Source organism: Variovorax sp. YR266, from assembly GCF_900107295.1.
In the GTDB taxonomy this organism is placed as follows: domain Bacteria; phylum Pseudomonadota; class Gammaproteobacteria; order Burkholderiales; family Burkholderiaceae_C; genus Variovorax.
In genome coordinates this window covers 166,529-178,751 of the sequence record NZ_FNPM01000008.1, presented here as the reverse complement: position 1 = coordinate 178,751, position 12,223 = coordinate 166,529, and the positions used below count along the sequence as shown (strand labels likewise).

At 64.2% G+C, this 12,223-nt stretch carries 16 protein-coding genes; 8 read left to right on the top strand and 8 right to left on the bottom strand.

The features are described 5' to 3' along the window. Positions 1-486 precede the first annotated feature (486 nt). The 7 genes from BLW48_RS21455 to BLW48_RS21430 form a co-directional block, all read right to left on the bottom strand. The gene (locus BLW48_RS21455) at positions 487-1,395 is read right to left on the bottom strand and encodes a hypothetical protein (protein ID WP_093177379.1); all 909 of its coding nucleotides are present in this window, start codon (positions 1,393-1,395) and stop codon (positions 487-489) included. Positions 1,396-1,401: 6 nt separating this feature from the next. Next, positions 1,402-1,668: a helix-turn-helix transcriptional regulator gene (locus BLW48_RS21450; protein WP_256330872.1), complete on the bottom strand. Its 267-nt coding sequence runs from the start codon at positions 1,666-1,668 to the stop codon at positions 1,402-1,404. Positions 1,669-1,739: 71 nt separating this feature from the next. Then, complete coding sequence (locus BLW48_RS35860) at positions 1,740-2,198, bottom strand: hypothetical protein (protein WP_256330858.1); 459 nt, start codon at positions 2,196-2,198, stop codon at positions 1,740-1,742. 33 nt (positions 2,199-2,231) lie between these two features. Beyond that, positions 2,232-2,717: a hypothetical protein gene (locus BLW48_RS35855; RefSeq protein WP_256330857.1), complete on the bottom strand. Its 486-nt coding sequence runs from the start codon at positions 2,715-2,717 to the stop codon at positions 2,232-2,234. A 5-nt stretch (positions 2,718-2,722) separates the two neighbouring features. Then, positions 2,723-3,013 carry a helix-turn-helix transcriptional regulator gene (locus BLW48_RS21440; protein ID WP_093177378.1) on the bottom strand — a complete coding sequence of 97 codons (291 nt, stop codon included), beginning with the start codon at positions 3,011-3,013 and terminating at the stop codon, positions 2,723-2,725. A gap of 61 nt (positions 3,014-3,074) precedes the next feature. After that, a complete protein-coding gene (locus BLW48_RS21435; protein WP_093177376.1) occupies positions 3,075-3,437 on the bottom strand; it encodes a hypothetical protein in 363 nt (120 codons plus the stop codon). Between the two features lie 270 nt (positions 3,438-3,707). After that, positions 3,708-4,994 carry a tyrosine-type recombinase/integrase gene (locus BLW48_RS21430; RefSeq protein ID WP_093177374.1) on the bottom strand — a complete coding sequence of 429 codons (1,287 nt, stop codon included), beginning with the start codon at positions 4,992-4,994 and terminating at the stop codon, positions 3,708-3,710. A 190-nt stretch (positions 4,995-5,184) separates the two neighbouring features. Here BLW48_RS21430 and BLW48_RS21425 point away from each other — a divergent pair, with 190 nt between their 5' ends. The 4 genes from BLW48_RS21425 to BLW48_RS21410 all read left to right on the top strand — a co-directional run bounded on the left by BLW48_RS21425 (position 5,185) and on the right by BLW48_RS21410 (position 7,620). After that, entirely contained in the window at positions 5,185-5,589 is a 405-nt protein-coding gene (locus tag BLW48_RS21425; RefSeq protein ID WP_256330856.1) for a DUF2946 family protein, read from the top strand. Between the two features lie 116 nt (positions 5,590-5,705). Beyond that, on the top strand, positions 5,706-6,323 hold the full coding sequence (locus BLW48_RS21420) for an SCO family protein (RefSeq protein WP_177142379.1): 618 nt from the start codon (positions 5,706-5,708) through the stop codon (positions 6,321-6,323). 33 nt (positions 6,324-6,356) lie between these two features. After that, positions 6,357-6,833 (top strand): copper chaperone PCu(A)C, encoded by a 477-nt coding sequence (locus BLW48_RS21415; RefSeq protein ID WP_093177371.1) that lies wholly within the window; start codon positions 6,357-6,359, stop codon positions 6,831-6,833. A 334-nt stretch (positions 6,834-7,167) separates the two neighbouring features. Next, positions 7,168-7,620: a hypothetical protein gene (locus tag BLW48_RS21410; protein ID WP_093177370.1), complete on the top strand. Its 453-nt coding sequence runs from the start codon at positions 7,168-7,170 to the stop codon at positions 7,618-7,620. A gap of 217 nt (positions 7,621-7,837) precedes the next feature. Here the strand turns inward: BLW48_RS21410 and BLW48_RS21405 are convergent, their stop codons facing one another. After that, positions 7,838-9,478: a 3-(methylthio)propionyl-CoA ligase gene (locus BLW48_RS21405; RefSeq protein ID WP_093177368.1), complete on the bottom strand. Its 1,641-nt coding sequence runs from the start codon at positions 9,476-9,478 to the stop codon at positions 7,838-7,840. A gap of 122 nt (positions 9,479-9,600) precedes the next feature. On the opposite strand from BLW48_RS21405, the gene BLW48_RS21400 reads away from it, so the two are divergent. The 4 genes from BLW48_RS21400 (at position 9,601) to BLW48_RS21385 (ending at position 12,212) form a co-directional block, all read left to right on the top strand. Beyond that, positions 9,601-10,272: a nitroreductase gene (locus BLW48_RS21400; RefSeq protein WP_093177367.1), complete on the top strand. Its 672-nt coding sequence runs from the start codon at positions 9,601-9,603 to the stop codon at positions 10,270-10,272. Positions 10,273-10,310: 38 nt separating this feature from the next. Then, positions 10,311-11,105, top strand: coding sequence for a phosphodiesterase (locus BLW48_RS21395; RefSeq protein ID WP_093177365.1), 795 nt, complete (start codon positions 10,311-10,313; stop codon positions 11,103-11,105). 64 nt (positions 11,106-11,169) lie between these two features. Next, positions 11,170-11,415 carry a hypothetical protein gene (locus BLW48_RS21390; RefSeq protein ID WP_093177364.1) on the top strand — a complete coding sequence of 82 codons (246 nt, stop codon included), beginning with the start codon at positions 11,170-11,172 and terminating at the stop codon, positions 11,413-11,415. A 17-nt stretch (positions 11,416-11,432) separates the two neighbouring features. Next, positions 11,433-12,212 (top strand): helix-turn-helix domain-containing protein, encoded by a 780-nt coding sequence (locus tag BLW48_RS21385; protein WP_093177362.1) that lies wholly within the window; start codon positions 11,433-11,435, stop codon positions 12,210-12,212. The last annotated feature ends 11 nt before the right edge of the window (positions 12,213-12,223 follow it).

Below are 12,223 nucleotides of genomic sequence, written 5' to 3'. Positions count from 1 at the left end.
ACAATTGCAATATCACGACACACTTTGGTGTTACTTTGGCTAAATTGATTCCAAAGTTCCAATTTGGAAGGACTGCCAATTCATTGCGCAGACTGCTCCTGGAAGCGTTGTCCTTAGGCGTTGATTGACTGAAAGAGGACCTCATCCAACGCCGAGTACCTGCTCGTGTCAAGGATCACACTGCCGCGGCGGTCCTTCTTGCGCGGCGCTGACCTGCTCTCTCGCAATGCCATCGACTGAGCTATCAGTGATCGCTCATCTTGGTCAATGCCCCATGCTGCGGTAGGGCAAGGGCAAGGTTTCTTGTGCACAGTAGACGAGATTCACTTAACCCCCTTAGGCCAATCTCCGAACAGTCTGAGGTCGCGGTTCGAATTACCCGTAACGCATACCTCTGCGGAAGGACCCGTGCCGTTGGTCTGCCTGCCCGACACCTCGTTGAGCGCAACAGCACGCTCGCGAGGCCGCCGCTATTGAAGCCCTCACTCACGCGCATTCGGTCTCCGCTGCTTTCTCAGCGGCGCGCTTGACCCGTGCAGTGAAGGCGAGATAGCTCTCGCCTTGCCCCACCGAGAACGCCGCTTCGTCCCATGCAGTGAGGCCGAGGGCGCACGCCTTCGCATCGATACCGCTGCGCGTCTGGTCCCACGCAACATCAGAAAAATCTGGACTCGCGCCGATCTCCTCTGCTTCCCGCACCAGGCGCTTCACGATGCCAAGCAGGTATGCCATCCCTTTCGGCGGACTTGCCTTGACGCAGACCTCCGCGGCCCCCTCAAAGATCTCCACGCCGACACCTGCCTCGACCAATTCGCGCAGCTTCGGATCCGACGGGGTCACGTCAGTCACGCCCTTGGCCCGGATGGCCTTGCAAACAGCAGCCACTTTCGTTGAGATTCGGGCTTCACGCTCCGCACTGGCCGTTGCGTCCGACGTCGTTCTCTCAGTCTCGTTCTCCCCCTCGGCTGTGGAGGCCGCGATAGGCAGGCCTCGACGACTGCGAGAGGCTTCGCCACCATTGGTCGAACTTCCAGTCTCGCGCTCCCGCTGCCGACGTTTTCTTTCCGCGCCTCCCTCGTCTTCGCGCTCCCTCTTGGGCTGACGCCGCTCCCAAGCCACCAGACGACCGGTGTCTTTGGCGATCAGTGCCTTGTCCTGCATGAGTCCGTAGACCCGCTGCGCGACACCTTCCTCCACCTCGAGGTAAAAGTCCATCGATTCGAAATCCGGCACCCCGGGATTGCCTCGGTCCTCGGACGTGCTCGCCGCCTCCAGCAGATGGACCCAGATGGCGATCACCTGCGCCATGGACACGCCAGCCTTCTTGGCGATCAACCCGAGCTTCGGATCGGTGACCGTCCCGTGATGCCATCTGAACCAATGCATATCCGCCATGACGCGTCAGACCTCCGATGCCTGCGTCTCGTGGAGCTTGGGGGACCGCACATGGACGCCATTCGCCGAGTCGACCTGCTCGACGATCCAGGCATCGATGGACGACTTCAGCCACACGGTGCATCGCCGGCCCAAGGACACGCTGCGCGGAAATTTCCCGGCTGACATGCGCGCATAGATCGCGCTCTTCTTCAGACACACGCGACGCTCGACCTCCTGGATGCGGAGAAAGCGATCTCCTGGCGCTGCTTTGAGGACGGGTGGGGCTTGCATGTGGACAGTTTCGGAATTGAACATGGAGCGAGGATCGCGCAGCAAAGCTGACATCGACAAGGCAAGCGATGTCACCTCGACGCCATTTCCAGATCGGCTGCGCAGCGGCCTTCAGGCACCCTCGCTTCGCGCTTGGCCGCCTCCTTGACGCGCCGCAAGTACGCCGGCCAGTGCTCGCGATCGGGACCGAGGTTGAACTCTCGCCACCGCCCGATGCCAAGCGCTTCGGCCTTGGCCTCGATGCTGGCCCTGCTTTGGTCCCAGGCAGCCTGCGGCAGACCCGGTCGCTCGCCGATGTCCGCAGCCTCCCGAAACCGGCACTCCACGATGCCAAGCAGATATTCCGCGCCCTTGGCGGGGTGTGCCCTGGTGCAAATCTCGGCGGCCTGCACGAAGGTCTCCACGCCGACGCCTTTGTCGATCAGCGCGCGCAGCTTCGGATTCGACGGGCTCACGTCTACGCCCTTGGCCCTGATCGCCTTGCAGACGGTTTCCGCTTTCGTGGAGATTTGAGATTCGTCGCCCCCCACTTCCCCCGCTTGCGGGGGGTAGGGGGTGTTTTCTTATCTCTTCTCCTCTCCTCTCCTCTGGGTGTGACTTGGCGGGACGTGGCGTGACATGGCGTGACATGGCGTGACACTGATGGATTCGGTGTGACTTGGCGGGACAGCAGCTGTCACGCCTGCCCCTTCGCGTTCACGCTGGCGGCGCTTTCTGTCCGTGCTGGTCTCGTCGTCGCGCTCACGCTTGGGTTGTCGCCTCTCCCATGCGGCAAGGCGCCCTGTGTCGCCATCGATCAAGGCCCGGTCTTGCATGAGCCCATAGACGCGCTGTGTGCTGCCTTCCTGGACCCCGAGGGCAAAGTCGATGGCCTCGAAGTCCGGCGTGCCCGGATGGCCGCGCTCCTCGGACGCGCTGGCCGCCTCCAGCAAGTACGCCCAGATCGCGATGACCTCGGCCACAGACGTGCCCGCCTTCTTCGCGATCAACCCGAATTTCGGATCGGTGACCGTCCCGTGATGCCACCGGAACCAATGCATGTCCGCCATGGCGCTCAACCCCTCGAAGCTTGCTCTGCGCCATTGGTCCCAGGCGAGACGGCCAGGTTGTTGGCCCTCTCGATCTGCTCGTCGATCCATCCGTCGATGGAAGACTTCAGCCACACCGTGCATCGGCGGCCCAACGAGATGCTTCGCGGGAATGCGCCGGTTGCCATGCGCGCGTAGATCGCGCTCTTCTTCAGACACACACGGCGCTCGACCTCTTGAATCCTGAGAAAGCAGTCGCCGGGCGCGACTTTGAGAGGGGTTGGCGACTCCATGCGGACGGTTTCGGAAGTGAACATGGGAGGAGGATCACCGAGAGGAGGTGACATTGAGGAGGCCCAAGATGTCATCACCGGCCCCTCATCCATGGCGACGCACGCTGTCTAGCGCATCGCATTGACGTTCGATCTGAGCGCTGAGAAGTCCCAGCGAAGCCGACATGAGCCGTTCCAGCGCGCCGCGGTGGCATGCGTTGAAGAAGGGCGCAGGGCTTGCGTCGGAACAAGCCGCTTCGCGCCGGTCTTCGTCCCAGGAAAGCAGTTGGGCGAGCATGTGCGTGCCCTGAACCACGTCGCGCGCATCGTTCAGGAATTCGGCGAGCCGTTGCTGGGGCAGGCTCAGCCCTTCCCCTCGAACCCATTCGAAGGGCTTGAATTGAGCGGTGGGGCGATAGCTCGCGAAAGAGCAGCCGGCGTCGGCGCCAGCGTGAGAAGAATCGGCCATGGGCCTCCAAGGACTTCGGTTTGCTAAAACCGCCGTCCCTGAGACCAATCAGGGGCGGCAGCTCGACGGGTTGGTCTACCGGGAAGTCCTTGCGGAAACCGGCCGGGCTTGCGCCCGCCCATCGAGCCGCCTAAAAAATGGGGCACGAACGACAAAGCCGCAGACCAATGGCGGTAACTGCGGCTTTCGTCGCAGGACTTCTTCGGGAGACCAATCCCGACCTCGCTCATCACGAGGCAAAAGAAATGTAAGCGCTCTAGACCGCGCTCGTCAAGCTGCGCGAAGCTGCACCACGTCGGCACCACGGCGCAATTCATCGAGGTAGTCGGCCCATTTCTGCATCATCGAAAAACGTTCCACGCGAAACTCTGTGCGGTTGTAGGCGCGGCCGAGACTGTCTTTGACGGCGTGTGCGAGCTGCGCCTCGATCACCGACTCGTCGACGTTGAGGCGCTCCGCTAGGATGGTGCGGGCGGTCGCGCGGAACCCGTGGGCAGTCACTTCGTCTTTGCCGAAGCCCATCGCGCGCAATGCGGCGTTGATCGCGGCATCGCTCATGGGGCGCTCGTGGCTGCGCTCGCCCGTGAACACATAGGCGCTGCGTCCGGTCAGCGGGTACAGATCTCGCAAGGCCTCAACGGCCTGCGTTGACAACGGCACCAGGTGCGGTGCGCCGTGCAGCTTGCCGACCTTCTTTCGCTTCATGCGCGCAGCGGGCACAGTCCACAACCCGGCGTCGAGGTCGATCTCTTCCCACTTCGCATGGCGCAACTCGCCCGGACGCAGCAAGATCATCGGGGCCAACTTCAGGGCAGTCCGCACAACGTGCGTCCCCTTGTAGCCATCGCAGGCGCGCAACAACTCGCCCAGGCGTTTGGGATCGGTGATGGCCGGGAAGTGCTGCACGAGCGGTTTGCGCAAGGCGTCCTTCAGGTCACGGGCCGGATTGCTCGTCGCGCGGCCCATGGCGACGGCAAACCGGAAGACCTGGCCGCAATTCTCCAGCGCGCGGTGGGCAGTCTCAACCACGCCGCGAGACTCGATGCGACGGATGACCGCCAACAGCTCTGGCGGATCAATCTTCGCGATGGGGCGCGTGCCGATGTAGGGGAACACGTCGTTCTCCAGCCGGCCGATGATCTTGACGCCGTAGCTCTCGGCCCAGTCGGCGCGGCGCACCTCGTACCATTCGCGCGCGACGTGCTCGAAGCTGTCGAGCACAGGCAGGCCCGCCTCGGCACGTGTCGCAGCTTCACGGGCCTGAACATGCGCCGCACGGACGGCCTTTCTGGCCTCGCTGGGATCGATGCCTTGGGCCACCTTCCTGCGCGCGTCCTCGGCGCGCTCGCGGGCCAAGCCGATCCCGATGGTGGGGTAAGTGCCAAGCGAGAGCGTCTTGCGCTTGCCCGCGATGCTGTAGTCGAACCGCCATCCGTGGGCGCCGCCGTTCACGAAGAGCAGGATGTAGAGGCCGTCGCCATCGGAAATGCGCCTGCGCGGATCGCCGGGTTTGATGGATCGGAGAGAGGTGTCGGAACCGATTAGATTTCGTGGCATAACAGTTTTTCAGGTGCAGTAAGTGATGCAGTAACTCAAGATCACACCCGAACAAAATTCTAGAGTTGGCGCGGCATGCAAGGGATCTTTCGATCCAGTGAAGACCACCAACAAAACGAAAAAGCCTTGTGAGTCAACGACTTACAAGGCTTTTTTCTTTGCCGAGCATGCTGACCGATAATCCGCGCCGATGCTCGCGCCTTCCCTCGCCACACCGAACCCGCCCGCCGCCCGCGCGGGCTTGCGGCGTCCGGGCGTAGGCCTGATCCGCTGGGTGCTGCTGTGGTTCGCGCTGTCGCTTGGCGTGGCCATCGCTTCTCCGGTCGTGCATCCGCAGACCGTGGAATTGGTCTGCTCGAACGCCGGCTCGGTGAAAGCCATCGTGCACACCGACGACGGCGCGCAAGAGCTGGGCGCGGGCCACATGGACTGCCCGCTGTGCGTGCTCAACGGCGCCCCGCCCGTGACAACGCCCACCGTCGAACTGCCCGTGCTCATGCCGCTGGCCCGCGCAGTCCAGCCGATTCCGTCCGCGCACATCGCCGCGGTCACCGCAGCGCCCCTGCCGGCGCGCGGGCCTCCTTCGCTCTCCTGACGCTTCTTCAGTTCTTGCGCGCGTGATGCGGCCGCCTCGGTCGAGGCTCGCTCGTCGCGTGTGTTCCTGCAATGAATCCATCGGCACCCGCACCTGTGCCGAAGAGAGCTTTTTCAATGATCCACACACCCCATCCAACAAGGCGATTCCTGCTGCTGTCCGCCGGCAGCCTCGCCGCGCTCACGACCCTCGCGGCCTGCGACAAGGTGCTGCCCGCCAGCTTCAACGGCGTCGACATCACCGGCGCCAGATACGCGCAGGATTTCCGTTTGACCGACACGGACGGCCATGAACGCACGCTGGCCGACTTCAAGGGCAAGGCAGTGATGATGTTCTTCGGCTTCACCCAGTGCCCCGACGTGTGCCCCACAGCACTCGTGCGCGCGGCAGAGATCAAGCGGCTGCTCGGCGCCGACGGCGAGCGCCTTCAGGTGATCTTCGTCACCGTCGACCCCGAGCGCGATCTGCCCGTCGTGCTCAAGGCCTACACGCAGGCCTTCGACCCCAGCTTCATAGGCCTCTATGGCGACATGCAGCGAACCGGCGAGACCGCGAAAGACTTCAAGGTGTTCTACAAGAAAGTGCCCACGGGCTCCTCGTACACCATGGACCACTCGGCCTTCAGCTACGTGTTCGACCCGAAGGGAAAGATCCGCCTCGTGCTGCGCCACGAACAGAGCGCGGAAGAATGCGCGCAAGACCTCCGCCAGATTCTTCAGACCGCATCCGCCTGACTTCCATCGTTTCAACCTCAGGAGATTTCATCCATGAAAAACCCCATCGCACGCACCCTCCTCATCGCCATCGCCACATTGCTCGCCGCACACGCGCACGCCCAGGTCACCATCAAGGACGCGTGGGTGCGCGCCACCGTGCCGCAGCAGAAGGCCACCGGCGCGTTCATGCAGCTCAGCGCCGCGAAAGACACGAAGCTGATCTCGGCCAGTTCGCCCGTCACGCCCATCGTTGAGGTGCACGAAATGGCCATGCAGGACAACGTGATGCGCATGCGCCAGATCCCTGCGCTCGACCTGCCCGCGGGCAAGAACGTCGAGCTCAAGCCCGGCGGCTATCACGTGATGCTGCTCGACCTCAAGCAGCAGGTGAAGGAAGGCGACACCGTGCCGCTCACGCTGGTTTTCGAAGGCAAGGACGGCAAGCGCGAATCGGTCGAGGTGAAGGCGCCGGTGCGGGCGCTCAATGCCTCTGCGCAACCCGCGGGGCACGGTAGCCACAAGCACTGAGGAGCGAACGCGTCGAGGGTCGACCGCGCCAACGCAGCCGATCCTGAAACCCCAGAACCCGGCCAGAGGAAATACCCTGTTTCGGTGATGGCGCTCGACCGGCCGTCCTACAAGAATTGTTGACAAATATTCACAATTCACACCCTTCTCGACCAACACCCTCGCGGGCTGGATTGGTCCGGGGCGCATGAGTTGTCCAGGAAGTCGGGGGCGTTCTTGCCGTCCCTGCTTTGGCTGGACGGCATGACGCGGCATGAGGGCCGAGGGATACGTAGACAGGGGATCTTCGGTGCCGCTCAGTTACCTTCTTCATTTGGAGCATGCTCGCCTGCCAATGCACGTGACGGACGCGCAGGACGTGCGACGCGTTTCCGTCCTGAAAGCAACCGGCCTGATCGAGGCCGCCATCGACCCGGCTTTCGACACCGGGGGCAGCTACAGGCTGGCGCAGGCGGCGCTGGTGGTCTGCATCACCGACGAGGGGCACGCCGAGATCGACAACCTGCGCGGTCGCAACGCCAGCAACACCGACGCACCACCGAAGCCGGCACGCACGGGCATCGAACCGCTGCACTACCTGCGCATGATCGAGCGTTCGACATTCCCGCTTCGCGTGGACGACGCGCAGGAGATCAACTGCATCGAGGCGCTGAAGCAGGCCGGGTTCGTCGATGCCGCGATCAGCCCTGTGCTGGCGTGGAAGGAGAGCCGCGAGCCGCAGGAGCTGGCGGTGATCCGGCGTATCACGCCGTTCGGGCGGGCTCAGTTGGCGCGGGGCACCAGCTAGTTTCGCGGTGTCCAGTTTTCGGAGGGAGTCGATGCCGACTGCCCTCCTGTTTGTATACATACGCGCCCACCCTATGCCTTTCGGCCTCCCCCATCGAAGGGCTGCCTATTCAACAGGCAACGTGATGGGAAGCCACGCCAATCCTCGCTTCGCCTCTGCGCCTCCACCCACAACTCACAGAGTTGTCCACAGAAAAATCTAACAAGTCATCAAACCGTCAAACAGATGTCGTCGCAACGTAACCTTTGAACTGCTCGCGTAGCTTGGTCTTCAGCAGCTTGCCGGTGGCTGTATGCGGCAGCGTGTCGACGAAGACCACGTCTTCCGGTAGCCACCACTTCACGACGCGCTGCGCGAGGAAAGTGAGCAGTTCCTCGCGCGTGACTTCGACACCCGCACGCTTCACCACGATGAGCAGCGGACGCTCCTGCCACTTCGGATGCGCGATGCCGATCACCGCCGCTTCGGCCACGGCCGGGTGCATGCTCGCGGCGTTCTCCAGGTCGATGGAAGAAATCCATTCGCCACCCGACTTGATGACGTCCTTCGCGCGATCGACCAGTTGCACGTAGCCGTCTTCGTCGATGTTGGCGACGTCGCCGGTCGGAAAGAAACCTTCGGCGTCGAGCACCGGGCCGCCCTCGCTCTTGAAGTAGCCGCTCGCAATCCATGGGCCGCGCACGTGCAGATGGCCGAAGGCCTTGCCGTCGTGCGGCAGGCGCTGGCCGTCCTCGCCGACGATCTTCAGCTCCACGCCCCACACGCCGCGGCCCTGGCGCATCTTCACGCGCATCTGTTCTTCCTTCGGCATCGACAGGTGCTTGGGCAGCAGGTTGCCGATCACGCCGATGGGGCTGGTCTCGGTCATGCCCCAGCCCTGCACGAAGTCGGCGCCGAAGTCGCGCTCGAAGCGTTCGATCATGCTGCGCGGCGTGGCCGCACCACCCACGCCGATGCGCTTCAGGCCAATGGCGCGCGTGTCGATTTCGGGGTGCGCGTCGAAGTACTGGAACAGCATGAGCCAGATGGTCGGCACGGCCTGCGAGAAGCCGACCTTCTCGTCGCGCATCAGCTCGTACAGGCTCTGGCCGTCCATGTGCGGGCCGGGCATGACGAGCTTCGCGCCGGCCATCGCCGCCGCATACGGCATGCCCCAGGCGTTGGCGTGGAACATGGGCACCGCGAGCAGCAGCGTCATCTGCGAGTTGACGCCGAAGGTGTCGGGCGCGCATTCCATCAGCGAGTGCAGCACGGTCGAGCGATGCGAATACAGCACGCCCTTCGGGTTGCCGGTGGTGCCCGAGGTGTAGCAAAGCGACGAGGCAGTGCGCTCGTCGAACTCGGGCCAGGCGTAGCTCTCGCTCTGCGCGCCGATGAGCTCGTCGTAGCACAGCAGGTTGGGCACGTCGATGGCGGGCATGTGGGCGCGGTCGGTCATTGCGATGAAGGCGCGCACCGACTTCAGGCCGGGCGCGAGCTTCTCGACCAGCGGAGCGAAGTTGGCATCGAAGAACAGCACCTTGTCTTCGGCGTGGTTGACGATGTAGTCGATCTGCTCCGGAAAGAGCCGCGGGTTCACCGTGTGCAGCACCGCACCCGAACCCGACACGCCGAAGTACAGCGCGAGGTGGCGATAAGTGTTCCACGCGAGCGTGCCCACGCGGTCGCCGGGTTCGATGCCCAGCGTCGTCAGCGCGTTGGCCACCTGCTTGGCGCGGCGCTGTATCTCCGCGTAGTTGGTGCGATGCACCGGCCCCTCCACCGTGCGACCCACGACTTCGGCATGCGGGTGGAAGGTGGCTGCGTGATCGATGAGCGACGAGATCAGCAGCGGGCGGTCTTGCATCAATCCGAACATGTTTTGTCTCCTGTACGCTGGGGCGATGCTAGGCAGCCGCCACTCAGCGCCGCATCGTCGGAACGGACGATTGAGGTCGTTCGAGGGTTGCCCCTAGCATGGCCTTTCAAGAGGACTTTTGCATGAACGTTCAGGACGCCATCGCCACCCGCCGCTCGGTGCGCGACTTTCTCGACACGCCGGTGCCCGGCGACGTCATCCGCCGCGTCGTCGAGCAGGCGCTGCGCGCGCCTTCCGGCGGCAACCTGCAGCCATGGCATCTGCATGTGGTGGGCGGAGAAAAACTCGCCGAGCTCAAGGCGACCATGCGCACGCGCGTGCAGGAAGCGCCCACCGGCGAAGGCAGCGAGTACGACATCTACCCGCGCGAGCTTGCAGCGCCGTATCGCGACCGCCGCTTCGCCGTGGGCGAGGCAATGTATGCGCGCCTGGGCATTCCGCGCGAAGACAAGGCCGCGCGCCGCGAATGGTTTGCGCGCAACTACCAGTTCTTCGGCGCGCCGCTCGCGCTTTTCTGCAGCGTCGACCGCCGCATGGGCCCGCCGCAGTGGTCCGACCTGGGGATGATGCTGCAGAACGTGATGCTGCTGCTGCGCGGCGAAGGGCTCGACAGCTGCCCGCAGGAGTGCTGGGCGATCTACCCGCAGACCATCGGCCAGTTCATCGCCCTGCCGCCCGAGCGCATGCTGTTCACGGGCATGTCCATCGGCTATGCGGACCGCAGCCGACCGCTCGATGCGCTGGTGACCGAGCGCGCGCCGCTGGCCGACGTGGCCGAGTTCGTCGGCATCTGAGTCCACCGGAGGGAACGGATCGTGCTTGATGATGCGGCATGCTCATCGCACAGATCTCCGACCCCCACATCCGCCCCGCAGGCCAGTTCTACCAGGGCGTGGCCGACTCGAACCGCATGTTCGAGGAAGCCATCGACCACCTGCACGGGCTCGACCGCAAGCCCGACCTGGTGCTGCTGACCGGCGACCTTGTCGACGACGGCCGGCCCGATGAATACGCACAGGTGCGGCACCTGCTCGCGAAGCTGACGATTCCGTACCTCGTGATTCCCGGCAACCACGATCACCGCGAGAACTTTCGTGCAGCCTTCGCGGACCATGCGTACCTGCCGGCCGAAGGCGCGCTGCACTACTGCATCGACGACCATGCGGTGCGCATCGTGGCGCTGGACTCGTGCATTCCCGGGCTTCACCATGGCGGCATCGATGCGCAAGGATTGGCGTGGCTGCAGCGCACGCTCGAAACCGATCGCATCAAGCCAACGCTGCTGATGCTGCATCACCCGCCCTTCATGAGCGGCATTCCCTACATGGATACGTACCGCTACATGGACACGGCGCCGCTAGAAGCCATCGTGCGCAGCGCCTCCAACATCGAGCTGGTGCTGTGCGGCCACGTGCACCGCACCATGCTGCGGCGCTGGGCGGGCACGGTCGTGTGTTCATGCCCGAGCAGCACGACCGAGATCGCCCTGCAGCTGGCCGCCGATGCGGCGCCGGCCTCCTTCATGGGCCGGCCCGGCTGCATGCTGCACCTGTGGAACGAAGCGCACGGCATGGTGAGCCATGTGAGCCACATCGGGAAGATGCAAGGGCCTTACCCATTTGCGTGAGGCCGGGGCTCAGCATCCCTTCAGGCAGAGCGGACAGAATCCGGCAAATCGACAAGGAGACGTGATGCAAAAGCAACCCTACTGGTTTCCCGCCAAGCGCTACGGCTGGGGCTGGGGCCTGCCCAACTGCTGGCAAGGCTGGGCGGTGATGGCCGTGTACGGCCTGCTGGTGGTGACGGCTGTGTTGTCCATCCGCCCCGAACGGGAACCCCTGCTGTTCTTCGTGGCCCTCATGGGCCTGACCATCGCGCTTGTCGCCGTCTGCTGGATCAAGGGCGAGCCACCGCGCTGGCGCTGGGGCGAAAAGTAGTCGACGGCCATCCAGTCATGCCACAGGAACGCACTCTCCTCTACACCGGACACGAGTTCACGGTCGAGCACGTGCGCGCCCACGCGCACCAGGGGCCTGACTGGAGCAGCCCCTACACGCTGGAATCGCGGCGCATCATTTTCCCGGTGGGCCGTACGGTGCTCGATGTACGCACAGGCAACGGCACCTGGCTGGTCGACGGGCTCACCGCCATGCAGTTCTGCGACGCCATGGTCTATCAGTTGCGGCCGGTGGCACACGCGGCCCGACACAGCATGGTCGTGAGCCGACACCGGCCGTCTCACACCGATGCGGCACCTGTGTTCTGCCTGCTGTCACCACGGTCGCTGTACCGGGTTCATGCGGCACAGCGGCAACTGCGTGCGGGCGATGCAGGTGCGGATGCCATCACTTCACTGGTCGATGAACTCGGCATGTCGCGCCGGCAACTGCCACTGACAGGCGCGGTCGCGCGCGCAAAGCGGCTGCTCGCGGAAACCGCCGACCGGGAGGCGAAGCTCCCGATGCACGAAGTGGCTGATGCGGTCTCGCGCTCGCCATTCCATCTGGCACGCAGCTTCCGGCAGCAGACTGGCCTGAGCCTGCATCAGTACCGCCAGCACCTGCAGCTCGCAGCAGCCATGGAGCGGCTCGTCGATGGAGACAGCAACCTCGCGGGCATCGCGCACGACCTCGGCTATTGCAGCCAGAGCCACCTGGGCGCGGTGTTCCGCCGCGAAGTAGGCGTGACGCTGGGCGAAGCCCGCCGCGTGCTGGCCGGCAGCGCACGAATTTGATAGCCGCCGCG